The sequence below is a fragment of the Nocardioides agariphilus genome, from assembly GCF_015352445.1.
Classification (GTDB): Bacteria; Actinomycetota; Actinomycetes; order Propionibacteriales; family Nocardioidaceae; genus Nocardioides; species Nocardioides agariphilus.
Genome location: NZ_JADKPO010000005.1, coordinates 88,342 through 111,196, shown reverse-complemented (window position 1 = coordinate 111,196; position 22,855 = coordinate 88,342). Strand labels below are relative to the sequence as shown.

The window sequence follows — 22,855 nt, the reverse complement described above, 5'->3', positions numbered from 1 at the left end:
GGACCTTCGGCACTTCATCTGGAAGCCGCGAGGAACGACAGTGGTGAGGAGAGGAGGCGAGAGCCATGTCCCAACGCGATACGCACGTCGTCGTCGCGGTCGACGGTTCTGACCGGTCGATCGCCCTGCTGGACTGGGCCGCGACGTATGCCGCGACCGTGGGCGCTGATCTCAAGGTGGTGACCACGTGGCAGTTGCCCGACCTTCCGGGGCACCGTCCCGCCAGAGCCGAGTACGACGTGTCGACGACGCTGGAGCGGCGCTTGGCCGACCTGGTGGGCCAGACCTGCACGGGCGTGCCCCACGAGGTGGTCCTGGAGGAGTCGGACACGGTCTCCCTGCTCCTGAGGGAGGCTGAGGATGCCGATCTCATCGTGATGGGATCGGTCCCCGACAGTCATGACAAGCAGCTGAGCCGCGTGACCCAGAAGGTCCTGCTCCAAGCACCGTGTCCCGTCGTCGTGGTGCCCTCCCCTCGCTGAGCCCCTTCGCGAGTCGGGTCGGAGACGATCACTCGGAGGCGATGGCGCCCAGGAAGTCGACCCTGCTGGCGCGGCGCGCCGGCCCCACGGCGGCCAGCACGCCCACCGCTGCGGCCACGACGAGGTAGATCGCCAGGGTGACCACCGGGACCGAGACGGTGGTGATGCCCTCCGCCACCAGCGCACGGCTGAGCGACACACCAGCCAGCGTCCCGAGCGCGACTCCGGTGACGGCCCCGAGCAGGGACATCAGGATCGACTCCCGGCGTACGACGGATCGCACCTGCCGCCGGGTGCCGCCGACGGCACGCAGCAGACCGAGCTCCCGCGTGCGCTCGACGACCGAGAGGACGAGCGTGTTCACGATGCCGAGCACGGCGACGACGACCGCCAGCAACAGCAGCGCGGTCACGATGCCGAGCAGCTGGTTGACCGAGGCCTGGGCCTTCGCGGTGATGTCCTCGGGGCTGTTGACGGTGACGTTCGGGTAGGCGGCCAGGGCTGCCTCGATGTCCGTCTTCGCCTGCGCCGGGTCGACTCCCGGTGCCGCGTCGACGAGGATCGCGGCGTCCAGCTCGGAGGTGACGTTGGCGGCGAAGTCCGGCAGGGCCAGCACGTAGGAGGCGTTGATCAGGGCGCCCCGGCTGAAGGTGGCAGCGACGCGCAGCGTCGTCGGACCCGTCTCCGGGAACATCACCGTCACCACGTCGCCCGGGCCGACCCCGAGGTCGTCGGCCTCCTGGGTGCTGACCAGGATGCCGCCTGGCCCGAACGCCTGCAGGCTGCCCTCCTCGACACCGAGGTCGATGACGCGGTCGAGTCCCTCCGCGCTCATCGCGGAGACGAGGCTGTCGTGACCGTTGACGCGAGCACCCGTCTCGCGCAGCTCGACCACGTCGGCGACGTCGTCGCGCCTGCGCAGCAGATCCGCGACCGACGGGCTCACGCCGAGACCAGCGCCCGCCGGCTCGAGGATGAGGTCCGACCGGTTGCCGCCGCTCACGGCATCCGCTACGGACTCTCGCAGTGAGGCCGCGCAGACCGCGACCGCCACCACGACGGTCAGGCCGATCGTGAGGGCCAGGGCCGTTGCGGCCGAGCGCCGGGCGTTGCGCGCGATGTTGCGCGCGGCCAGCCGCCAGCCGCCTCCGCGGCGTCCGTGGTCGGCGAGCCGGGCAGTGGCTCGAGCGAGCGTCGGCCCTGCCACGACCAGCCCCGCGAACGTGACCGACGTGGCGAGCACCGTCCACCACCGCTGGTTGCCGGCGACGATGCAGACGACCAGAGCGGCCGTACCGGCCGCCAACAGGACCCAGCCAGCGACCGACCGCATGCGCCCTACGGCGTACCGCGTCGGTACGGCGTCGCGCAGCGCCTCCATCGGGGAGACCCGCGTGGCGGCCCAGGCGGGCGCGACCGCGGCGACCATGGTGACCACGATCCCCACCAGCAGCGCTGCCACGATCGTGCGCATCTCCACGGCCGGTGTGGTCGTCGGCATCTCGACCCCGATGAGCGTCAGGAGGGAGCGGATGCCCGCAGCCAGGGCGACGCCCAGCACCAGCCCCAGCGCGCCGGAGAAGCTCCCGACGAGCAGCGCCTCGAGCAGGACCCCACCCAGGACCTGGCGACGGGTCGCACCCACGGCGCGGAGCAGCGCCACCTCGCGCCTGCGCTGGGCGACGAGCACGTTGAAGGTGTTCCAGATGACGAAGGAGCCCACGAGCACGGAGATGCCGGCGAACACCAGCAGCACCGTGGTGAAGACGCCCATGGCGTCGCGAACCGCGGCCGACCCGTCGGCGGCCACCTGGTCGCCGGTGAGGGCCTCGACGTGGTCCGGCAGGATCGCCGCGATCCGGTCGCGCAGCTGCGCCGGGCTCACTCCGGGTTCGGCCTGCACGTCGACCTCGTCGACCAGGCCCACCTTGTCGAGGACCCGCTGGGCGGTGGTGAGGTCGAAGCCGGCCATCGTCGCGCCGAGGAGGCTGTCGGTCTCGCCGAACCCGATGATGCCGACCAGGGTGAAGGTCTGGCGACCGCCCTGGAAGATCACGTCGACCCGGTCGCCGAGACGGAAGCCGGCCTGCTCAGCGGTGCGCGCATCGATCGCCACCTGGTCGGACCGGGTCGGCTGGTCACCTTGTCGGTAGACGAAGTCGCCCGCGAGCCGGATGTCGCCCACGCTCGCGCCGATCGTCGGCGCACCGCCGGGCTGGATCGGCTTGCCGTGCCTGTCCAGGATCAGCGCGAAGCCGGTCACCCCACCTCGGGCCAACGCGACTCCGGGCACGCCTCGCACCTCGTCGACCATCGCCTCGTCGATGGGCCGGACCTGTCCCCCGTTGGTCGTGACGTCAGCCTCGAAGGCGGCCTTCGACTTCACCACGACATCGGTGCCGGAGGTGAGGCCGACGTACAGCCCGTCGAACGCCTTGGCCATCGTGTCCGAGAGCACGAAGGTGCCAGACACGAAGGACACGCCGACGGTCACGGCTGCCACAGTGAGGAACAGCCGTAGCTTGCCGGCCAGGAGGTTGCGGATCGAGAGCCGGAGCATGGTCAGTCGCCCAGCCGACCCATGATCTCGAGGATCCGTTCGCGGGTCGGGTCACCGATCTGCTCGACGATCCGGCCGTCGACGAGGAACACCACCCGGTCGGCATAGGCCGCTGCACCCGGGTCGTGGGTGACCATCACGACCGTCTGGCCCAGGTCGTCCACGACGGACCGCAGGAAGCGCAGCAGCTCGATCCCGGCCTTGCGGTCCAGAGCCCCTGTCGGCTCGTCGGCGAAGACCACGTCAGGACGCGTGATCAGTGCCCGGGCCACGGCGACCCGCTGCTGCTGGCCTCCCGAGAGCTCCGCGGGGCGGTGCCTGAGCCGGTCGGCCAGGTTCAGCTTCGCCACGACGATGTCCAGCCATCCCTGCTCCGGGCTGCGGCCGGCCAGGTCGACGGGCAGGGTGATGTTCTCCTCGGCGGTGAGGGTCGGGAGCAGGTTGAAGGCCTGGAACACGAAGCCCAGCCGGTCCCGGCGCAGGATCGTGCGTTCCCTGTCGCTCAAGGTGGCCAGGTCCGTCCCACCCACCAGTGCCTGACCGCTCGTGAGCGTGTCCAGGCCCGCCAGACAGTGCATGAGGGTCGACTTGCCCGAGCCCGACGGCCCCATGATGGCCGTGAACTGGCCTGATGGCAGGTCGAGGGACACGTCGTCGAGCGCAGTGACCGCGGTCTCCCCGCTGCCGTAGACCTTGCCCGCGTGCTGCGCGCTGGCCGCGAGCACCGGCGCAACCTGCACGGGAGCCTCTTCGATGGCGGGCGGCAGCCCACGACGTGAGGTGGTCATGACCTCAGCCTTTGTCACGACACCCGGACGTCGACAGGGACGAAGTGCCCGAGGTGGCGGACCAACGACATGGGTTCGCCGCGCTGGCGGTCGATCGTCCCGAACGGTCGGGACCTCCGGCCGGGGCGCGGTGCCTCCAGACCGGGGCACGATCAGCGAGAGGGACACCTCACGTGTCCCAACGACGCCGAGGAGCGACCATGACCACGACCCAGCACTCGATGGAGCACACCGCACAGGCTCTGGTGGCGTCCGGCAAGGGCATCCTCGCCGCGGACGAGAGCACGCCCACGATGGCCAAGCGACTGGCCGGCATCGGGGTGGAGTCGACGGAGCCGACGCGGCGGGCCTACCGCGAGCTCCTGTTCACCACCGAGGGACTCGGGGACTACATCAGCGGCGTCATCCTCTTCGACGAGACCATCCGTCAGCGCTGCGACGACGGGCGGCCCTTCGCCGAGGTCCTCAGCGCAGCGGGGATCGTCCCGGGCATCAAGGTCGACGCCGGCACCAAGCCCCTCGCGGGGTTCGCCGACGAGGTGGTCACCGACGGTCTGGACGGCCTGCGTGGCCGGATGGAGGAGTACGTCTCCCTCGGAGCCCGGTTCGCCAAGTGGCGCGCGGTCCTCCGGATCGGGGACAACAGGCCGACCGCCACCTGCATCGAGGCGAACGCGCACGCGCTGGCCCGGTACGCCGCTCTCGCGCAGGAGGCGGGCCTGGTCCCGATCGTCGAGCCCGAGGTGCTGATGGACGGCACCCACAGCGTCGAACGCTGCGCGGAGGTCACGGCGGACGTGCTGCGGGCGGTCTACGACCACCTGGCGCGACACCGGGTACGGCTCGAGGCCACCTTGCTCAAGCCCAACATGGTGCTCGCCGGCACGGACTCTCCCGACCAGGCCGACGACGAGGCGGTCGCGGTCAGGACCCTGGAGGTGCTCCGGCGCGCGGTGCCGGCCGCTGTACCCGGCATCGTCTTCCTCTCCGGCGGCCAGACCGACGAGCAGGCCACCTCGCGGCTGGACGCCATCAACCGTCACCCCCCGCAGCCCTGGGAGCTCAGCTTCTCGTTCGGGCGTGCGCTGCAGGGACCGGTACTGCGTGCGTGGGCCGGCGAGGACGCCAACCGCGCCGCAGCGCAGGCAGCGCTGGTCAACCGGGCAGCGCTCAACGGGGCCGCGAGGTACGGCAGCTACCGGCCGGAGATGGAGGCCTCTTCGGCCTGAAGCCTCGCCGGCCCGAACGGGTCGGCCTCAGGCAGCAGAGGGCTTCTCGTCCTCGAAGACCACGGGCCGCAGGTCCAGCTCGGTGCCGTCGTACGCGCTCTCGTGCGCATCCTCGATCTGACGCCGAAGACGCGCGCGATCTCCCTCCGAGCACTCCACCTGGAGGCACTGCCGGGTGTCGGTCGTGCCCACGATCGCCGTGAAGCCGGCGCGCGCGACTGCCGCCCGGAGGTTGGCCGCGTCGACGCCCGCCGGGACGGCATAGCGCAAGGTGGGCGTGCCAGGTGCCAGCAGTCGCCTCTCGACAGCGGCCTCGTCGCGCACCACGCGGCGCAAGCCGCCTGCGACAGCGACCGTGGCGACAAGCACGATCAGGACGATGAGAAATGCTGCGGCGATCATGGCTCCTCCTCGGGGCTCGGGTCCGATCCCCCTATGGGCCTGCGGGCGACTCTTCGGACCCTCCCAGGCTCCGCGCCACGCGGGGCACGCGTAAGGGCCCATGGCCCTCCCGTCGGAGGACCATGGGCCCGCGGCACTTTCGGGCTCAGCCGAGCGCACTGTGGATCGCGCCACCAGCGGCCGCGCCACGACTCTCGCTCAGGGGCTCAGTCGCCCACCCACGAGGTCGGTACGACAGCGACCGGACCGGAAGCGTGCTCCAGCACCGCCTGCGACACCGACCCGCCCAGCATCCGGCTCAGGATGCCGCGGTGGTGGGTCCCCACGACGAGGAGGTCGGCGTTCTGGCTGAGCTCGGTCAGACCCTGCTCAGGAAGCAGGCCGGGCAGCATGTCGACGCTGACGGGCACATCCGGGAAGTCCTCACGCAAGCCCGCGAGGGACTCGGAGAGCGCGACCTCGTGTTGCTCGGTGTCCTCGCTCATGATGCTCGACAAAGGCGCGCCCACGAGCGTGGACCGCACGTCGTAGACGTAGTGCACAGCCTTCAACGGCAGCCTGCGCAGGCTGGCCTCGCGGAACGCGAAGGCCAAGACGGGCCTCGACTGCTCGGTGGCGTCGGCTGCGACGACCACGCCGCGGTGCACGGATCCCGGCTGGTCGCCGGGGCGGTGCACGACGACGGGGCAGGAGGCGTGGCGCACGACGGCCAGGCCCACGGAGCCCAGCAGATGACTGCGCACCGGACGACGACCCCGGGATCCGAGCACCAGGAGGTGGGCGGTGGTGGAGAGCTGGGTGAGGAGGGTCGTGGGGTCGATGATCTCGAAGACCTCACGGATCTCGACTTCCGGCGCGGCCTTCTCGACTACCTCCCGGGCCCGGGCCAGCAGGGCCTCACCGTGCTCGCGCAGCATCTCGGAGGAATGGGGCAGCGCGTCCATGCCGTGCTCACTCCACGTTCCCGCCACCGGCCCGGCTGCGTTCGCGAGAGTGAGCGCACGGCCCTCGAGACGTGCCTGCTCGGCCGCCCAGCGCAGGGCCCATCCGTTGAAGACGGACTCGGCGACGCCCACGACGATGGCGCCATCGGGCTGCATGTTCATCTTGTGCTCCCTTCTCGACTTCCACCTCCAGCCTCGCCGTTGCCACGCGACGGGAGCAGAGCCGAAGGGGTCCCCCTTGAAGGACCAACGGCCCGGTCATCACGTGTCTCCCGACGGGCCCGGGTCGCCGGTCAGGTCTCCTCGGGCACCATGGTGATCGCACCTGCAGGGCACTCCTGGACACACAGGCCGCACCCCTTGCAGTAGTCGAGGTCGATGACGTACTCCCCCGGCGGCCCCAGCTTGATGACGGCATCGTCCGGGCACATCGCATAGCAGTTGTCGCACGAGAAGCAGCTCCCGCACGACAGGCAGCGGCGAGCCTCGTACAGCGCCGTGTCGCCGTCGAGCCCGTGCACGATCTCGTCGAAGGTGGAGCTGCGTCGGGCGAGCTCCAGGCGCGCGCGGTGGGTGCGGTCCGCGTCCTCGAAGTACCACGTGTTGAGAGCCTCGTACGGCGCCAGGTCGACCGCCGGAGCCGGTGCGGGGTGCCGGCCCGACAGCCAGTCGTCGATGCTCTCAGCCGCGCGACGGCCGTGACCGATGGCGATCGTCACCGACCGCTCCCCCGCGACCACGTCTCCGCCGGCGAAGACGCCAGGGCGGGTCGTGGCGAACGCGGGGTCGGTGTCGATGGAGCCGCCGTGGACCTGGAGCGCGGATGCCTTCCCCAGGAAGGACAGGTCGGTGTCCTGGCCCAGGGCCAGCACGACGCTGTCGGCCGACAGTCTCTCGGTGCGTCCGGTGGGCTGCGGGAAGCCGTCCTCGTCCAGCTCCATCTGCTCGATGACCAGACCGTCGTGCTCGACACGCTCGATGGTCGAGAGCCAGTGGAAGACCACGCCTTCCTCCTCGGCGTCCGCGACCTCGTCGGCATGGGCCGGCATCCGCTCGCGGGTGCGCCGGTAGACGACCACCGCGTCGGAGGCGCCCAGCCGCCGGGCGGTCCGCGCGGCGTCGATGGCGGTGTTGCCGCCGCCATAGACCGCGACCCTGCGGCCGAGCAGCGGCCGCTCGCCGTCCTCGAGCCCGTGCAACAGCGACACGGCATCCAGCACTCGTGCGGCGGAGGCTGCCGGCAGGTACGTGCGGTGACCGAGCTGGGCCCCGACGGCGAGGAAGGCCGCATCCCAGCCCTCGTCGGCCATCACCGCGTCGAGGTCGGTGACGGGTGTGTCCACCTCGACGGTGACGCCGAGGTCGAGCACGCGCTTGATCTCGGCATCGAGCACCTCACGGGGCAGCCGGTAGCGCGGGATCCCGTAGCGCATCATGCCGCCGACGACCGGCGCGGACTCTCGCACCGTGACAGCGTGGCCCCGCCGGGCCAGGTGGTAGGCAGCGGACAGCCCGGCCGGCCCGGACCCGACGACGAGCACACGCCTGCCGGTGGGGACAGCCGCGCTGTCGATCGTCCAACCGTGGGCCAGCGCCTCGTCACCGAGGAACCGCTCGACGGAGTTGATCCCGACCGCCTCGTCGAGGTGGCCGCGGTTGCACGCCGTCTCGCACGGGTGGTAGCAGACCCGTCCACAGACGGCGGGGAACGGGTTGGTCTCCATGATCCGGCGCCACGCGGTCTCGTACCCGGCGCCGCCGCTCTCTGCGTCGTACAGCCAGCTACGCACGTCCTCGCCAGCGGGACAGGCATTGCCGCAGGGCGCCGTGCGCTCCACGTAGACGGCGCGCTCGGTGCGCCAAGCACCCGTGTGGTCGGCGAGGCTCGAGCCCGGGCCCAACGTCACGGCGAACGGCAGCTTCATGACTCCTCCTCAGGATCCAGGCCGAACCGGGCGATGTCGCGATCGGCCTGTGCCTGCAGCGCTGCGACGACGTCTGGACGCCCGGGCTCGCCGAACAGGTGGCGGAATCGGGCCTGGAGGCGCAGGTACTCCTCCACCGGCACGCGGCGGCGGATTCGGGCCACGCGAGTGACGGTGCCGTGCTCTGCCTCGAAGACCGGGAACAGGCCGCTCTGGGTCGCCAACCGGGCCACCCTCACGGTGTCGCTGGGGTCGGAGCCCCACCCGAGAGGACAAGGGACGAGGACGTGCAGGTAGCGAGCACCGTGCAGCGCCATGGCGGCCTCCACCTTGGCCTCGAGGTCGTGCAGGTCGGCGATGGTCGCCGTGGCGACGTAGGGGATCTCGTGAGCCATCGCGATGCGCGGCAGGCTCTTCCCGGTGCCGAACGCGTTGCCGATGCCCGCCCCCATGGGTCGGGTGTTGGCGGTGCTGGCACCTGCTGGCGTGGCCCCCGAGCGCTGCACGCCGGTGTTCATGTACCCCTGGTTGTCGTAGCAGACGAAGAGCACGTCGTCGTTGCGCTCGAACATCCCCGACAGGCAACCCAGGCCGATGTCGACGGTGCCGCCGTCGCCTGCCTGCGCGAGCACGCGGACGTCGTCTCGGCCCGTCGCCCGCATCGCGGCCGCGACGCCCGATGCCACGGCCGCCGCGTTGCCGAACAGCGAGTGCAGCCACGGGACCTGCCAGGCGGACTCGGGGAAGGGGGTCGAGAAGACCTCGAGGCAACCGGTGGCGTTCACCGTCACCAGGCGCCCCCCGGCAGCGCGCATCGCGGCGTCCATCACCACGCGGGCGGCCAAGGCCTCCCCGCAGCCCCGGCACGCCCGGTGGCCGGAGGTGATCGAGCTCGCGCGCTGCGTCGATGACTGCACCGTCCGCTCGTCGGGGTCCAGCAGACGGTTGCCGGCGGCGAACGTGCCGACCTGGTAGAGCTTGAGAGGAGTGGTGCTCATGACGCGCCTCCGGCGGAGGGTACGTCGGCGAGCTCGCGTGCGAGCTCGGTGGCGACCCGCTGGTGGTCGAGGTCGTAGAACGTGAGCGTGTCGCTGCCCACCTGGCCGGCGACGACGTCGAGTACCAGGCGCCTGAGCACGTCGTGGGTCAGGGGCCGGCCTCCCAGCCCGAGGACGACGTCGTGGACCTTCGTCGCCGCCGGGACCGACAGGCGTACGTCCTGGCCCAGGATGCTGCCCGAGCCCACCGCGAAGGCGCGGTTGAGGACGACCACGCGGGGGACCTCGCGCAGCGCGCGGCGCACCTCGTCGAGCGGCCAAGGTCGATAGCAGGTCACTCCGAGGGCGCCGACTGCCAACCCCTCGTCGCGCAGCTCGTCGACCACATCGGCGAGCGAGCCGAGCACCGAGCCGAGGGCGACGACGACCACGTCGGCATCGGCGGTGCGGTAGGGACGCAGGAGACCGCCCGAGTCGCGGCCGAAGGCCGCGGCGAAGTCGCGGGCGACCTGGCTCACGTCGTCGAGGGCGCGCAGCTGGCGGTGTGCCATCAGGTACTTGACCTCGGTGAAAGCCTCCGGGCCCACCATCGCGCCGATCGTGACGGGTTCGTCGGGATCGAGCCACTGGCGTGCCCGAAACGGCGGGAGGAACGCGTCGACCTCGTCTTGGCCCGGCACGTCGATCTCCTCGACCGCGTGAGTCAGGACGAAGCCGTCCATGCACACCATCACCGGCAGCGAGAGCCGCTCGGCCAGGGCGAAGGCCTGCACGTGCAGATCGACAGCCTCCTGGTTGGACGAGGCGAAGAGCATCAGCCACCCGGCGTCGCGTTGGGACAGGGCGTCGGAGTGGTCGTTCCAAATGTTGATCGGGGCGCCCAACGCCCGGTTGGCGACCGTCATCACCATGGGCAGCCCGAGCCCCGACGCGTTGGGCAACGCCTCGGCCATGAACAAGATGCCCTGGCTGGCGGTCGCCGTGTAGGCGCGTGCGCCGGCCGCGGATGCTCCGATGCACGCCGAGAGCGCACCGAACTCCGACTCGACCGTGAGGTACTCGCACGCAGTCAGGTCGCCCGAGCCCACGAGCTCGGACAGCGCCTCCACGATGTGGGTCTGAGGAGAGATCGGGTACGCCGCCACGACGTGCGGGCGACAGCGGGCCACCGTCTCGGCAACGGCCCGCGATCCCTCGACCTGTCTCAGCATCGGACGTCCCCGCCTGCCGTGGTCGTCATCACGAGGTCGCGCGCCTGCTCGGCCAACCTCACGTTGGCCTCGGCGATCTCCTCGCCCAGGCCGGCGAAGCGCCGCCGGATCGCCGTGGCGACAGCCTCCGGGGAGAGCAGGTCCGTCATGCCCGCGACCGCTCCGACAAGCGCGGTGTTGGGCACGGGACGCCCGAGCAGCTGGCGCGACAGGTCGTTGGCGGGGATGGTCACCCATCGCTGCGCCGGGCCGACCACCAGGCCCCCGTGCACGAGATCTGCCAGGTCCCGGTTGGTGTTCACGACCACCGTCCCGTCTTCGGGCAGGCCGGCCATCACGACCGGGTCGCGCAGGAGGGTCAGGTCCTGGACCACGAGGAGGTCGGGTTGGCTGATCGGGTCGTGCGACCTGATCGGGAGGTCTGAGATCCGGCAGCTGGCGGTGACCGGTGCGCCCGTGCGCTCCGACCCGAAGCTGGGCAGTGCCTGCGCGTGCAGCCCTTGCTCGAAGGCGGCCACCGACAGCAGCTCGGCGGCCGTGACGACGCCTTGGCCGCCACGGCCGTGGATCCGCACGTCCAGCTTCATGACCCGCTCGGCGTGCTCTGGTGAGTGCCCACCAGGCGCGTCAGCTCGAGGAGCCGGGCGGTGTAGCCCCACTCGTTGTCGTACCAGCCGAACACCTTCACGAACCGACCCGCGGTCTGCGTGAGCGAGGAGTCGAAGACGCACGAGGCCGAGTCGCCGATCACGTCCACCGAGACGAAGGGTTCGTCCTCGTAGCGCAACCGGCCGCGCAGCTGGGGCGTGGCAGCCGCGGCCTCGAAGGCGGCGTTGACCTCGGCCACGGTCACCTCGCGGTCCAGCAGGACGGCCAGGTCGACCAGTGAGCCGTCGACGACGGGCACGCGGAGGGCGACACCGTCGAGGCGACCGGCGAGCGCCGGCAGCACCTCGCCGACGGCCTTCGCAGCGCCCGTCGTGGTGGGCACGATGTTCACAGCCGCGGACCGCGCCCTCCGGGGGTCCTTGTGGGGTGCGTCGAGCAGGTTCTGGTCGCCGGTATAGGCGTGGACCGTGCTCATGAAGCCGTGCTCGACCCCGAACGCCTCATGCAGGACCTTGACCATCGGCGCCACGCAGTTCGTCGTGCACGACGCGTTGGACACGACGTCGTGGTGACCGGGCTGGTAGCCGTCGTCGTTGACACCCATCACGAAGGTGGCGTCGACGTCCTTGCCGGGAGCCGAGATGACGACCTTGCGGGCGCCGGCCTCGAGGTGACCGCCGGCCGTCTCTGCCGACTTGAACTTGCCGGTGCACTCCACGGCGACGTCGACGGCGAGCTCGCCCCAGGGCAGCTCGGCCGGAGTCGCGGCGCGGAAGACCGGGATCTTGTGCCCGTCGATGACCAGCGCGTCGTCGCCGATCTCGATCTCGACGGGGAACGGTCCGAAGGTGCTGTCGCGGCGCAGGAGGGTCCGCAGCATGCGGATGTCCGCTACGTCGTTGACGCCCACGACCTGGACATCGTCGCTGAGCACGGCCTGGCGCAGCAGCGTCCGACCGACCCGCCCGAGCCCGTTGATACCGATCCTGATCATCGTGCAGCCTCCTGTTCCCGCCGTCGCTCTCGGTCGCGGACGGCCTACCTCCACCCTGGGCAGGTCGCCGGGCGAGCGGCAGGGCGGGAGGTCCCCACGACGGGGTGACGAACGTCCCGCCGGATCCCCTCGGGACCTTTTCCTCTACCCCTGGACGACCGACTCCGGCAGTCTCGTCGCACCTCACGGAAGGAGCGCGCGCGATGACCGCTTCGTCTCGTGCCGGCGTCCGCGACCTGGCCGACCGGCTGACCTTCGAGTACGCCGGCTCGTTGCCGCCCGGACAGGTGCTTGCCGTGGTCTTCCGCGCCGAGCGGTCAATCGGGGCGGTGGGCCGGATCCCCGCCCCGCGCCGTCTCGAAGTCTGCGAGCAGGTGGTGCGCGCTGTGCTCACCAGCCGCTTGACCTCCCCTTCCTGACTCCCCCGGTGCCTTGCGTACGTGCGCCAGGCTCGCCCAGCAGACGGCAGCGACCGGTATCGGCAGCCAGAACTGGCACAGCCGCCAGGTCAGCACGCCCAGGAGGGCCGGGCCGGCAGGTGCCCCGGCGGCGATGAGCCCGGGCACCAGGACCGCCTCGATCACGCCGATGCCACCCGGTGTCACCGGCAGCAGGCCCACCGCCGACGCGACGCCGTACGCCAGCAGGACGAGCTCGAGCGGCAGCACGGCGCCGTAGGCCGACAGGCAGAGCCACAGACACACAGCGTCGAGCAGCCAGTTGGCGGTGCTCCACGTCACGGCCCGCCAGACCGACGGTGTGTCGGCCACCGCGGCTCGAGACCGGGTCAGCGTTGTTGTCACGCGCTGGCGAAGGCCGCTCGGAAGGCGTCGCAACCACCGCGCGACCACGTCGAGCTCGGCACCACCGGTGCCCAGCCGGTGGACGACCAGGACCGCGAGCAGACACAGCACGACCAGCCCGACCGTCGCCGCGGTGATCCCGGTCCGCGGCAGGCTGGCCACGCTCCCGAGCAGCCAGACGACCACCAGACCCAGGGCCGCCATCACGGCCTCCACCGCGGTGAGGGAGAGCGTGGCCGCCCTCGGGATGCCGCGCAGCACCATCAGCCGGTAGCGCAGCGCCGCTGCGGTCGCGCCGCCTCCGGGCAGCACGTGGCTCATGCCGTAGCCGGTGAGGTCGATCCTCAGCTGGGTGCCCCATGGCAGCGCCGGTCCCGGGCTCAGTAGCTGCTGCGTCATCCCGGTGTAGGCGAGCAGCGAGCAGGCCTCGAGGAGCAGGGCGGCGACGAGCAGCCCGGGAGACACGTCATGGAGCAGGGAGAGCTCCGCCTTGGCCTGGACGATCCGCGGGACGAGGCCGTACTCGACCGCTGCGATCGTCAGCACCAAGGCGCCGACCGTGCGGACCCAGCGCGCCAGCGGAGCGACCCCGAGGCTGGCCCACCGCGCTGATCTCGACGTGCGATGTCGGATGTCCGGCCGGACGCTCATCAGAGGACCTCACGGCCGCCCCGTCGTCGCCCGACGACACGCCCCGCGGCCACGAGCAGGCCGGGCAGACTCGCCGCAGCCAGCAGCGCCACCAAGTACCGGCCCGAGAGGGGCTCGGTGCCGAGCAGGTCGCGCAGCCAGGGCACCAGGACGCCCGCGACCTGGCAGACGCCCGCCCCCAACACCGCCAGCTCGAGTCCCCGCTCGCGCCAGGAGCCCTTGCTACGCGGGGCGCGCAGCGCGAGCGCGACGCCGAGCTGGCCCAGTCCCAGGGTCAAGAACACGACGGTCTGGATCGGTCCGTCCGAGCGGTAGGCCAGCCAGCCGACGGTCAGGGAGACCGCTGCGGTCATCAGGCCCGCCGTGACGATCTGCCTGCTCAACGTGCGGTCGAGGATCGAGCGCAGGGGCGAGGGCGAGGGGCGACGCATCAGATCGGGGTCCAGCGGCTCGGCGCCGAAGGCCACACCGGGCACCCCGTGGGTGACCATGTTGACCCACAGGATCATCGCCGGCGTCAGCGGCAGCGGCATGCCGAGCAGCGGCGCGAGGAGGATCACCAGCATCTCCGCGAGCCCACCCGCGAGGCCGTAGCGAAGGAACGTCCGGATGTTGGCATGGACGCGGCGACCCTCGCCGATCGCCACCAGGAGGGTCTCGAGGTTGTCGTCGACGAGCACCAGGTCGGCGGACTGTCGGGCCACCTCGGTACCACGTCCACCCATGGCCACGCCGATGTCGGCGCGCCGGAGCGCCGGGGCGTCGTTGACGCCGTCGCCCGTCATGGCGACGACGTCACCGTGGGCCTGCCAGGCCTCGACGATGCTGACCTTCTGCTCCGGTCGGGTGCGCGCGTAGACGTCGACCGACTCGACGCGCGCCGCGTGCTCGCCGCGAGCCACTGCGTCCCCGTCACAGACCTCGCCCCCGTCGCGGAGGATGCCTACCGACGTGGCGATCGCGCGGGCCGTCCCCGGATGGTCGCCGGTGATCATCACGATCCGCACCCCCGCAGCGCGGCACGCGTCCACCACCGCGCGGGCGTCCGGGTGTGGCGGGTCCACCACGCCGACGAGGCCGACCCAGGTGCCGCTCTCGGCGACGGCCAGGACGCGATAGCCCTGTGCCGCCAGGGACTCCGCCTCGGCTCGCGCCGCCGCGACGTCGGGCCCTGGAGGAAGCAGGTCCAGCACCGTCTCGGGTGCTCCCTTCCACACCTCGAGGAGAACGCCGTGCTCGTCGCGGTGGACGGTCCGCATCAGGCGGCTCGCCTCGTCGAACGGAACTCCCTCCACCCGGGTCCAGCGACGGGCCAGCACCTCGGCGGTCAAGCCCTGCTTGGCGGCCGCGACCAGCAGGGCGACGTCGAAGGGGTCTCCGACGGCCAGCCAGGCGCCCTGGTCGCGCACCCCCAACGTGGCGTCGTTGCACAGCACGGCGTCGCGCAGCAGCCGCGCCGCGCCCTTCTCCGCGAGCGGAGAGCCGACGACCTCGCCGTGGACGTTGTGGGCGTCGCCCGAGACGGTGCAGGTCCCCTCGGGCGTCCACAGACGTCGCGCTACGAGCACCCCCTTGGTCAGGGTGCCGGTCTTGTCCGAGGCCAGCACGGTGACCGAGCCGAGCGTCTCCACCGCCGGCAGCGAGCGCACCACTGCCGAGCGACCGGCCATCCGGTGTGCCCCCAGGGCGAGGGCGACGGTCACCACGGCTGGCAGGGACTCCGGGATGGCCGCGACTCCCAGGCTCACCGCGAGGACGGCGGCGTCGACGTACGACGAACCGCGCAGGACGCTGAGTACCGCCACGACGGCGCACAGCACGGCTGTCACCACGACGAGCTGGCGCGACAGAACGGACAGTCTCCGCTGCAACGGAGTCGGACGGGGGGCGGCGGAGGCCACCAGTGCCGCGATCCGACCGAGTCCGCTGTCGGGACCGGTCCGCACGACGACACCCCATCCGCGCCCGCGGCTCACCACGGTGCCGGCCAGCACCTCGTCGGCCACGGCGCGATCGACCGGCACGGACTCACCCGTCATCGCCGACTCGTCGACCTGGAGTGCGGACGAGTCGACGACCAGCAGATCGGCCGGTACGACATCGCCCGCCTCGAGGCGGACCAGGTCGCCCGGCACGACGTCGACCGCCTCCACCTCCACCACGACGTCGTCTCGAAGCACGTGGGCGCGCGGCGAGGCCAGTCGGGTCAGCGCATCGACGGCGCGTTGGGCGCGGACCTCCTGCACCACACCGATCACCGTGTTGAGGACGACGACCGCGGCGATGATCGTCGCGTCCTGTCGGTCGCCGATCGCCAGCACGACGACCCAGGCCGCACACAGCATCATGATCATCGGATCGCGCAGCTGGTGACCGACCCTGGCAGCGAGGTGGGGTCGATGCTCGACCGGTAGCCGGTTGGGTCCGTGGCGCGCGAGGATGCCCGCAGCAGCCGCCGTCGTGAGCCCCTTGGTCTGCGTGCGGTCCACGGCGTCGGCGCGGACTGCTGGTCGCGTCACGGCGCTGCCTCCTCCCGGTCGGCCCGGGTCAGCCCGGGTCGGACCGGGCCCGGTGTCGGTCTAGAACTGCGCCAGTGCCTCGATGTCGCCGTGCGCTACGCGTTGGAGCCGCTCGCCGAGGTCGACCAGGGCGCGCGCGGTGGCCAGCTCGTAGCCGATCTCGGCCACGTCCATGTGGTCCTCGGGCGAGAGCCTCGCGGTCCCCGTGCCCGACAGGTGGTCGCGACGACTGCTGAACAGGCGTGCCTCGGCGTGCGTGGTCCCGTCCTGCTCGCTCAAGAACACCTGCACGTCCCAGCGGGTGGTGGTCATCTCCATGACGTCCTCCTGACGTCGGGCCCGGCGGACGCCGGGGGCTCGGTGGTGGTGCACCTCCAGGACACCCCGGCACCGTGCGTGGTCGCGAGGGTCGTGTGGCCCGGCGACCCGGGACCAAGGTCAGGCCCGGACCGCCAGTGCCGGACGCCGGGAGTGCAGCTCGGCGACGACGCCAGCGGGCACCACCTCCACCGGGCACCTGCTGGTGCGCAGCAACGCGTGCGCCGTACGTCCCAGGCGGCCGTACGGCGGCACCAGGTGCTGATGCTTGGCCAGGAGCAGGAGGTCGGCCTCGGCAGAGGCATGCTCGAGGACGGAGGCGGCGCGACCGTGGACGATGCGCAGGTCGACCGGCACCGAGGGACAGCGATCGCTCCATTCGCCGACGATTCCTCGCAGCACCTGCCGGCCCTCGGCCTCCCACTCGGAGGCGTGCTCCCCCGCCTCCTCCCTGTCCATGGCAGGGTCATACAGCTCCCAGGCCGTGACGACGACGAGCGCAGCGTCGCGCGAGTCAGCGACGGCGAACGCGTGCGACAGCAGCTCCCGGGCGTGTGTGCGCGTCTTCATGCCGACCACGACGAGACCCGATGTCGGGGCTGCCTGCCACGTGGCAGGCACGACGACGACCGGGCACGACGCCCGAGCCGCCAGGCCGGCCGGCGTGCCACCGAAGGGCGACTCGACCCGATGCGGTGTGCGCCCCACCAGCAGGAGTCGCCCGCCGCGCGCGGCTGACAGGATCTCTGCCGCACGGGGACCGACAGCCAGCTCGGTGGTGATGTCGAGGCCCGGGGCCAGGCGGCGGGCCGACGCGTACGCATGATCGAGCACCGCGCGTCCCGCTGCCTCGCGCTCTCCCCAGGTGACCGTCGGCACCAGATCCTGCGCCGGGCCGCCGGGCCGGACGTGGACCAGGTGCAGGGACTCGCCGGCCCGGACCGCCTCGTCCACGGCGTAGCGGAGCGCTCCCGCGCTGCCAGGCTGCCCGTCGACGGCAACGACCACGGGAGGGCGGTCTGTGTTGGTCATGCTCATCTCTCTCCAGGAGTGCCTGCACCCACCACACCGCGCTCACCCCCGTCGGCCCAGGGCCCAAGGTCCCCTGGCAACGGGACGTTCTCCGGACAGGTCGCCCGTAGCAGTGGCACGCGCAGCTGGCTCACGGGCAGAAGGCGTGCAGGGTCCCCGCGCGTTCGTCCCCGGATTCTGGAACGCCGTCGGGGCCGAGCCAGATGGAGAAGCCCACGGCCGCCGGCACCAGCGCCACGGGCCGGCCCGGCAGGGTCACCACGGCATGCTTGGGCACCGCGTCGTTTTCCGGGGCCTCCCCCGTCCAGCACCCGTGCTGCAGGATCAACGCCTCGGTTGTCGACCACGGCATGGCCGGGTAGGTGTGCTCAGGACTCGCCGGAGGAGCCTCGGGATGCAGGGCTTCGGGAGCAGTGGCCACCAGTGCGAGCGTGACCAGGAGCGCCAGGTGCGTCAGGAACCGACGCTCGAAAGATCCGCCCGAGCACGCGAGATCGCGCGTGGTTCGACCGCACCGGCGATGCCGTCGGATGGCCTGTCCGCGTGTCGGGCGCCCGCACGGGCGTGAGGGTGGTCATGACCAATCTCCTTCCTCCGGCTCAGGCACTCGACGACGTGGCGGCCCGCGACCCGTTGCGCCGAACGGGGCGGCGGTGCCGGGGCTGCTCGCGTGTCGGGCTTTCGGGCTCAGGCTCCTGGCCGTGATTCGGCACGACGGTCACCGGGCACGGCGCGGCCTCCAGGCACTCGGCACCAACGCTGCGACGACCGGGACGCTCCTCTTCCGGCCGGCCGGAACCGATGACGAGCAGGTCGGCTTCACCACAGCGCGCGATCAACGCTTCTGCAGGCCGCGCATTGACGAGGTAGGTCTCGACGTCGCCTGCGAGGTGCGGCTCGAGGGTGGCCAAGGCCTGCCGCTGGCTCTCGAGGGCGTGCCCTCGTGCCGCGATGTAGCGGCCGGGGACATCGTGGATCAAGATATCGTCCGCGTCGGGCCAGGCAGTGACGATCTCCAGGTCCCAGCCACGCTCCCGAGCGAGGTCGACGGCGTGCCGCAGGGCGCAGAGGCTGGACGAAGAACCGTGTACCCCGACCACGACCCGGCTCCTACGGCTGTTGATGTCCTCGGGCGGCGTGTGGTGGGTGGACATGACTCCTCCTCGCTGACCCACCAGCCTAGGTACGTCGCGTTCGTCACGACAGGGGCGAAAGGCCCGATCGGACACGGCGTCCTTCCGGCCAGTCGAAGGTCTCGGGCTCCGGCCTCGCCACTGCCTGGTCCACCGGTGTCGCCGCCTGGCCTTCGCGGCGCAGGAACGCGCCCAGGTCGGCGATGGTGCTCATCAGCGGGGCGGGGAAGACGACAGTGGTGTTCTTGTCGACGCCGATCTCCACCAGGCTCTGCAGGTTGCGCAGCTGGAGGGCGAGCGGATGCCTCATCATCGTGTCGGAAGCCTCGCCCAGGGCTGCGGCGGCGGCCGACTCTCCCTCGGCGGCGATGATCTTGGCGCGTTTCTCCCGCTCGGCTTCCGCCTGGCGTGCCATGGCGCGCTTCATGCTCTCGGGCAGCTGGATGTCCTTGAGCTCCACGAGCGTGACCAGCACGCCCCACTCGGTGGTGGTCCGGTCGAGGATCTCGCGGATGCTCCTGTTGATCGCATCGGTCTCGGACAAGGCCTGGTCCAAGGTGTGCTGACCGACCACGTTGCGCAGCGTGGTCTGCGCGATCTGGTTGACGGCACTGGCCACGTTCTCGATGACGACCACCGACTTCACCGCGTCGACCACGTGGAAGTAGGCGACTCCCGCGACGTCGATGCTGACGTTGTCCTTGGTGATGATGCCCTGCGACTGGATGGGCATGGTGACGGTGCGCAGCGAGATCCTGCGCAGCACGTCGACGACGGGAATGATGAAGGTCAGGCCGGGCTCACGCACGGCGTGCACGCGGCCCAGACGAAGCAGGACGCCCTTCTCGTACTGCTTCACGACGCGGATGGACAGGGCCAGCACCAGGGCGATCAGGCCCGCGGCGCAGATGGCGATGATGAGCAGGGTGGACATGATGAGCTCCTGGGTGGTGACGGGTCGGCGTCAGCGTGAACGACCCGCCCGGACCTGGCTGTCGTGCCTCTCACAGGGCTCGGCGTGGGCCCGGACGGGTCGGCTTCGCGATGGGCGGGTTCACTCCACCGGGGCTTCCCGGTGCGTGACGGGGATGGCCTTCGGCTCCACCGGGGCCGGGGCCGGCATCGTCACCGTGAGCACGCCGTCGGCGTACTCGGCGGTGACGTCCCCGGGCTGGGTGCCCGAGGGCAGGGTGAGCACGCGGTCGAAGCTGCCGTAGCGGATCTCGGTCCGGTAGCGGTCGTGCTCCTCGGCCCGGCGCTCACCGTGCAGACGCAGCAGACCGTCATCGACGGTCACGGAGATGTCCTTGTCCGGGTCGACGCCGGGCAGGTCCGCGCGGACGATGCGGCGCTCGCCCTCCTGGTACTCCTCGACCTTGATCTCCTGCTGCATCGGCACCGTGCCGAACCAGCTCATCAACTCGCCCATGAGCGAGGCGCCGTCTCGACGGACGACAGATGTGGTGGTCACTGCTACCTCCTTCATCTCGATGGTTCTCTCCTGTCCAGCACAGCCCACGCGTCCGGCTCGGCGCAGAGGAAAAGGTCACCGACGGCCGCGCGAGGGTCCTGAATCCTGGTCCGGGGCCGCCGCACCGAAGGCCTTTGGTCCCGCGGCCCATGACCCCGGCCCGTACCTGAGTGGCCCTCGGGCGGCCGAGGCTGGCGGCATGGCCGACACGAACAGGACCACCCCACGCCCGGGATCGATCGTGGTGGGCGTCGACGGATCCGAGGGGGCCGCGCGGGCGCTCTCCTGGGCGGTCGAGCAGGCCCGCGCCGAGCGCCGGCCGTTGACCCTGCTGCACAGCGGCGGCGAGTCGCTGCTGCGCGCCACCTTGCTGCTGGACGCCGACGGCATCGACCACGAGGCGCTGTACGCCGGGCTGCGCACGGCCGACCTTGCCCTGATGAAGCACAGCGCGGCCGCCGTGACGGCAGTGGATCCGCAGTTGACTGTCGAGGTGCTCGTCGTGGACACCGACGCGCGCACGGCTCTCGTCGAGGCCTCACACCGAGCGCACCTCGTCGTGATCGGGTCCCGCGGCCGCGGACCGGTCGCCAGCATGGTGCTCGGCTCGGTGAGTCGCCACGTGGCCGCACACGCCGCGTGCCCGGTGGTCGTCTGCCGTGGCGCGGCTGCGGGCAGGAGGCCCCAGCGCGTCGTGGTCGGTGCCGACTGGACGGCCTCGTCGTCGCGGGTCGTCGAGTTCGCCTTCCGCCAGGCCTCGAGCTACGGCGTGCCCCTGACGGTGCTGCACGCCATGTGGCTCATCCCTGAGTCCCTGGCCGAGCGGCCTCTCGCCAGGGTCGACGACACCGAGGGGCTCGGGGCGATGCTGGCGCAATCGGTTGCCGGCCTGCGCGAGAAGTACCCCGACGTCATGGTCCTCTTCGAGCTGCGGCGCGGCCTTCCCGACGACTGCCTGGTGCGCGCGACTCCCGAGGATGCCCTGCTGGTCGTCGGTCGCCCGCCGCACGACCTGGTCTCCACGGTCCTCGACGGGGTGACCGCGATCTCGGTGGTCGAGCGCGCCCACGGCGTGGTCGCAGTGGTCCCGGAAGACGCACTCTCACCGGGCGGATCGAGCTAGCCACCGACAGGGGCCCGACTCAGGGGCCCGACTCAGGGGCCCGACTCAGGGGCCCGACTCAGGGGCCCGACTCAGTGCCCGACTCAGGGAATGGCCACCTCGGAGAGCCGGCGAACGCGCGGAGCGGGGCCTGGCGGCTCGTCGTCCACGACGAGAACGGGGCAGCCGGCGTGGAGCAGCACGTCAGTCGTCACGGGCCCGGGACGGTGCACGAAGGGCAGTCGGCTGTGGCCTCGCCCCACCACCACCAGGGCCGCTCCCTGGGACCGTGTCACGACGGCCGCGGCGGGGGCCTGGGGCACGACCTCGGGTGTGACCGCGACGCCGGGCCTGGTGCCGCACAGGTCGCTCAGGTCGGCCTCGAGGGCACGGTGCTCCATCCGCAGCCAGGCGTCACGGGCCGACGCGTCCAGCGCGTCGCCTCCTTTGGGATGGTCGTCGACGCCGTGCACCAGCCGCAGCCTCGCGTGCCGTCGAGACGCCTCGGTGAGTGCGGCCCTGATGACCCGTGCTGAGCTGCTCGCGTTGTCCACGCCGGCGACGATCCATGCCTGATCTGCAGGCTCCTCGGGGTGCCAGCGCTCCGGCACCACCAGGACCGGGCAGTCCGCGCGGGCCGTGACCGCCTGGATGATGGACAGCAGACGAGGACGCTCGTCGTGCTGCTGCAGCACGAGCAGGCACGCATGCGTGCTGGCCTCGACCAGCGACGACACCACAGCCCCGTGGCACAGCTGGGTGCTGACGACCACGTCCCCGGACGGCAGGCGTGGCGACAAGAGCTCCTCCAGCGTGCGAGCGGCATCGACGAGGACGGCCATGCCGGCCTGACGGAGCTCACCAGCGATCTGGTCGAGCTCCTCGATCCGCGGATGGCTGGCGTAGACCGGTGCGATGACGTGCAGCAGCTGCACTCCGCAACGACGCCGCGTTGCCTCCTGTGCCGCTGCTTGCAGTGCCGGCAGGCAGATGGCTGTCGACACCCCTACCACGACCTCGCGGGTCACGATGTCCCTCATCGCAGCACCTCCTCGTTCGGACCTGCTACCACCGTGCTCGGCCAGCGACCGACGTGGCAGGGTCGACAGGTTGCGCAACAGAGGACCTTTGTCCCTGCGGGACCGTCTCTACGACCCTGCTGCTGCAGGGCGAAATCGCCGAACGTGCTCCCATGAGGACCCGCGCCCACCAGAGGACCGGCACACAGCAGCAGCTGTGGTCCAACAGGATCTGGCCGCCTCTCGCGGGAGCCGTGACGGCCGTTGGGGTCATCGCTGCCAGCAACCTGCTCGGGGTACTGGCGACGGGCGCGGCCTACGTGACGCTGGCGCTGTTCGCGGTGACCGTGGTGTGGGGCCTGTCCCTCGAGATCGGCCTGGACCGCACAGCGGTCGTGCGGTGCGGTCTGTTGTCGGCGCTGGCTGTCGTGGTGGCGCTCGGTCTGGCGGAGATCCACCCGCAGTACGGGCCGATCGTCGGGCTGGCGGTCGTCCTCACCTCTCCTTCGAGCCTGGGCCTGGTCGCCAAGGCACGAGCCCGGACCAAGACCCCGGCCGAGCCGACCGCTCCTCGCACCCCGGGGGTCCTGCTCGACAAGGCCATGCTCGACCGTCGCTTCAACGAGATCGTTCACCAGCTGCGGGAGCCGGGCGGCCGATAGGGC

General features: G+C 71.4%; 22 protein-coding genes. 4 read left to right on the top strand and 18 right to left on the bottom strand.

The window, feature by feature from the left end; genetic code table 11:
* The first annotated feature begins 65 nt into the window (after positions 1-65).
* Complete coding sequence (locus ISU10_RS05430) at positions 66-482, top strand: universal stress protein (RefSeq protein ID WP_194695355.1); 417 nt, start codon at positions 66-68, stop codon at positions 480-482.
* A 28-nt stretch (positions 483-510) separates the two neighbouring features.
* On the opposite strand, the gene ISU10_RS05425 is transcribed toward ISU10_RS05430, so the two are convergent.
* Together ISU10_RS05425 and ISU10_RS05420 are read right to left on the bottom strand one after the other, a co-directional pair.
* Entirely contained in the window at positions 511-3,042 is a 2,532-nt protein-coding gene (locus ISU10_RS05425; RefSeq protein ID WP_194695354.1) for an ABC transporter permease, read from the bottom strand.
* A 2-nt stretch (positions 3,043-3,044) separates the two neighbouring features.
* Positions 3,045-3,830, bottom strand: a complete 786-nt coding sequence (locus ISU10_RS05420; protein WP_194695353.1) for an ABC transporter ATP-binding protein — start codon at positions 3,828-3,830, stop codon at positions 3,045-3,047.
* A 200-nt stretch (positions 3,831-4,030) separates the two neighbouring features.
* On the opposite strand from ISU10_RS05420, the gene ISU10_RS05415 reads away from it, so the two are divergent.
* The gene (locus ISU10_RS05415) at positions 4,031-5,059 is read left to right on the top strand and encodes a class I fructose-bisphosphate aldolase (protein WP_194695352.1); all 1,029 of its coding nucleotides are present in this window, start codon (positions 4,031-4,033) and stop codon (positions 5,057-5,059) included.
* 27 nt (positions 5,060-5,086) lie between these two features.
* Here the strand turns inward: ISU10_RS05415 and ISU10_RS05410 are convergent, their stop codons facing one another.
* From ISU10_RS05410 to ISU10_RS05340, 15 genes are all read right to left on the bottom strand, one after another.
* Positions 5,087-5,461, bottom strand: a complete 375-nt coding sequence (locus tag ISU10_RS05410; RefSeq protein WP_194695351.1) for a hypothetical protein — start codon at positions 5,459-5,461, stop codon at positions 5,087-5,089.
* A 206-nt stretch (positions 5,462-5,667) separates the two neighbouring features.
* Positions 5,668-6,567 carry a universal stress protein gene (locus tag ISU10_RS05405; protein ID WP_194695350.1) on the bottom strand — a complete coding sequence of 300 codons (900 nt, stop codon included), beginning with the start codon at positions 6,565-6,567 and terminating at the stop codon, positions 5,668-5,670.
* Positions 6,568-6,698: 131 nt separating this feature from the next.
* Entirely contained in the window at positions 6,699-8,330 is a 1,632-nt protein-coding gene (locus tag ISU10_RS05400; protein WP_194695349.1) for an NAD(P)-binding protein, read from the bottom strand.
* The gene (locus ISU10_RS05395) at positions 8,327-9,328 is read right to left on the bottom strand and encodes a thiamine pyrophosphate-dependent enzyme (RefSeq protein WP_194695348.1); all 1,002 of its coding nucleotides are present in this window, start codon (positions 9,326-9,328) and stop codon (positions 8,327-8,329) included. Before ISU10_RS05395 ends, ISU10_RS05400 begins: the two co-directional genes overlap by 4 nt.
* A complete protein-coding gene (porA, locus tag ISU10_RS05390; RefSeq protein ID WP_194695347.1) occupies positions 9,325-10,539 on the bottom strand; it encodes a pyruvate ferredoxin oxidoreductase in 1,215 nt (404 codons plus the stop codon). The genes ISU10_RS05395 and porA overlap by 4 nt, the downstream gene beginning before the upstream one ends.
* Entirely contained in the window at positions 10,533-11,126 is a 594-nt protein-coding gene (locus ISU10_RS05385; protein ID WP_194695346.1) for a 2-oxoacid:acceptor oxidoreductase family protein, read from the bottom strand. The genes porA and ISU10_RS05385 overlap by 7 nt, the downstream gene beginning before the upstream one ends.
* Entirely contained in the window at positions 11,123-12,142 is a 1,020-nt protein-coding gene (gene gap, locus ISU10_RS05380) for a type I glyceraldehyde-3-phosphate dehydrogenase (protein ID WP_194695345.1), read from the bottom strand. The genes ISU10_RS05385 and gap overlap by 4 nt, the downstream gene beginning before the upstream one ends.
* Positions 12,143-12,459: 317 nt before the next feature.
* The gene (locus ISU10_RS05375) at positions 12,460-13,596 is read right to left on the bottom strand and encodes a lysylphosphatidylglycerol synthase transmembrane domain-containing protein (RefSeq protein WP_194695344.1); all 1,137 of its coding nucleotides are present in this window, start codon (positions 13,594-13,596) and stop codon (positions 12,460-12,462) included.
* The gene (locus tag ISU10_RS05370; RefSeq protein ID WP_370864781.1) at positions 13,596-16,115 is read right to left on the bottom strand and encodes a cation-translocating P-type ATPase; all 2,520 of its coding nucleotides are present in this window, start codon (positions 16,113-16,115) and stop codon (positions 13,596-13,598) included. Before ISU10_RS05370 ends, ISU10_RS05375 begins: the two co-directional genes overlap by 1 nt.
* A gap of 60 nt (positions 16,116-16,175) precedes the next feature.
* Entirely contained in the window at positions 16,176-16,433 is a 258-nt protein-coding gene (locus ISU10_RS05365; RefSeq protein ID WP_228499639.1) for a dsRBD fold-containing protein, read from the bottom strand.
* A gap of 120 nt (positions 16,434-16,553) precedes the next feature.
* Positions 16,554-17,465, bottom strand: a complete 912-nt coding sequence (locus ISU10_RS05360; RefSeq protein WP_194695343.1) for a universal stress protein — start codon at positions 17,463-17,465, stop codon at positions 16,554-16,556.
* Between the two features lie 130 nt (positions 17,466-17,595).
* Positions 17,596-17,886, bottom strand: a complete 291-nt coding sequence (locus ISU10_RS05355; RefSeq protein WP_194695342.1) for a hypothetical protein — start codon at positions 17,884-17,886, stop codon at positions 17,596-17,598.
* Between the two features lie 178 nt (positions 17,887-18,064).
* Positions 18,065-18,619 (bottom strand): universal stress protein, encoded by a 555-nt coding sequence (locus ISU10_RS05350; protein ID WP_194695341.1) that lies wholly within the window; start codon positions 18,617-18,619, stop codon positions 18,065-18,067.
* Positions 18,620-18,662: 43 nt separating this feature from the next.
* Positions 18,663-19,532, bottom strand: a complete 870-nt coding sequence (locus ISU10_RS05345) for an SPFH domain-containing protein (RefSeq protein WP_194695340.1) — start codon at positions 19,530-19,532, stop codon at positions 18,663-18,665.
* A gap of 120 nt (positions 19,533-19,652) precedes the next feature.
* The gene (locus ISU10_RS05340; RefSeq protein WP_194695339.1) at positions 19,653-20,069 is read right to left on the bottom strand and encodes an Hsp20/alpha crystallin family protein; all 417 of its coding nucleotides are present in this window, start codon (positions 20,067-20,069) and stop codon (positions 19,653-19,655) included.
* A gap of 199 nt (positions 20,070-20,268) precedes the next feature.
* On the opposite strand from ISU10_RS05340, the gene ISU10_RS05335 reads away from it, so the two are divergent.
* Positions 20,269-21,192, top strand: a complete 924-nt coding sequence (locus tag ISU10_RS05335) for a universal stress protein (protein WP_194695338.1) — start codon at positions 20,269-20,271, stop codon at positions 21,190-21,192.
* Positions 21,193-21,275: 83 nt separating this feature from the next.
* On the opposite strand, the gene ISU10_RS05330 is transcribed toward ISU10_RS05335, so the two are convergent.
* Positions 21,276-22,211, bottom strand: coding sequence for a universal stress protein (locus ISU10_RS05330; protein ID WP_194695337.1), 936 nt, complete (start codon positions 22,209-22,211; stop codon positions 21,276-21,278).
* A 152-nt stretch (positions 22,212-22,363) separates the two neighbouring features.
* On the opposite strand from ISU10_RS05330, the gene ISU10_RS05325 reads away from it, so the two are divergent.
* Positions 22,364-22,852, top strand: a complete 489-nt coding sequence (locus ISU10_RS05325) for a hypothetical protein (protein ID WP_194695336.1) — start codon at positions 22,364-22,366, stop codon at positions 22,850-22,852.
* Positions 22,853-22,855: the final 3 nt, after the last annotated feature.

What these genes read in the sequence shown, in the direction of transcription:
- ISU10_RS05400 (WP_194695349.1), bottom strand. Translation starts at nt 8,330, where the DNA reads ATGAAGCTGCCGTTCGCCGTGACGTTGGGCCCGGGCTCGAGCCTCGCC.
- ISU10_RS05335 (WP_194695338.1), top strand. Translation starts at nt 20,269, where the DNA reads ATGGCCGACACGAACAGGACCACCCCACGCCCGGGATCGATCGTGGTG.
- ISU10_RS05345 (WP_194695340.1), bottom strand. Translation starts at nt 19,532, where the DNA reads ATGTCCACCCTGCTCATCATCGCCATCTGCGCCGCGGGCCTGATCGCC.
- ISU10_RS05415 (WP_194695352.1), top strand. Translation starts at nt 4,031, where the DNA reads ATGACCACGACCCAGCACTCGATGGAGCACACCGCACAGGCTCTGGTG.
- ISU10_RS05375 (WP_194695344.1), bottom strand. Translation starts at nt 13,596, where the DNA reads ATGAGCGTCCGGCCGGACATCCGACATCGCACGTCGAGATCAGCGCGG.
- ISU10_RS05425 (WP_194695354.1), bottom strand. Translation starts at nt 3,042, where the DNA reads ATGCTCCGGCTCTCGATCCGCAACCTCCTGGCCGGCAAGCTACGGCTG.
- ISU10_RS05325 (WP_194695336.1), top strand. Translation starts at nt 22,364, where the DNA reads ATGAGGACCCGCGCCCACCAGAGGACCGGCACACAGCAGCAGCTGTGG.
- ISU10_RS05385 (WP_194695346.1), bottom strand. Translation starts at nt 11,126, where the DNA reads ATGAAGCTGGACGTGCGGATCCACGGCCGTGGCGGCCAAGGCGTCGTC.
- ISU10_RS05330 (WP_194695337.1), bottom strand. Translation starts at nt 22,211, where the DNA reads ATGAGGGACATCGTGACCCGCGAGGTCGTGGTAGGGGTGTCGACAGCC.
- ISU10_RS05360 (WP_194695343.1), bottom strand. Translation starts at nt 17,465, where the DNA reads ATGACCAACACAGACCGCCCTCCCGTGGTCGTTGCCGTCGACGGGCAG.
- ISU10_RS05410 (WP_194695351.1), bottom strand. Translation starts at nt 5,461, where the DNA reads ATGATCGCCGCAGCATTTCTCATCGTCCTGATCGTGCTTGTCGCCACG.
- ISU10_RS05430 (WP_194695355.1), top strand. Translation starts at nt 66, where the DNA reads ATGTCCCAACGCGATACGCACGTCGTCGTCGCGGTCGACGGTTCTGAC.
- ISU10_RS05395 (WP_194695348.1), bottom strand. Translation starts at nt 9,328, where the DNA reads ATGAGCACCACTCCTCTCAAGCTCTACCAGGTCGGCACGTTCGCCGCC.
- ISU10_RS05350 (WP_194695341.1), bottom strand. Translation starts at nt 18,619, where the DNA reads ATGTCCACCCACCACACGCCGCCCGAGGACATCAACAGCCGTAGGAGC.
- porA (WP_194695347.1), bottom strand. Translation starts at nt 10,539, where the DNA reads ATGCTGAGACAGGTCGAGGGATCGCGGGCCGTTGCCGAGACGGTGGCC.
- gap (WP_194695345.1), bottom strand. Translation starts at nt 12,142, where the DNA reads ATGATCAGGATCGGTATCAACGGGCTCGGGCGGGTCGGTCGGACGCTG.
- ISU10_RS05405 (WP_194695350.1), bottom strand. Translation starts at nt 6,567, where the DNA reads ATGAACATGCAGCCCGATGGCGCCATCGTCGTGGGCGTCGCCGAGTCC.
- ISU10_RS05420 (WP_194695353.1), bottom strand. Translation starts at nt 3,830, where the DNA reads ATGACCACCTCACGTCGTGGGCTGCCGCCCGCCATCGAAGAGGCTCCC.
- ISU10_RS05365 (WP_228499639.1), bottom strand. Translation starts at nt 16,433, where the DNA reads ATGGAGATGACCACCACCCGCTGGGACGTGCAGGTGTTCTTGAGCGAG.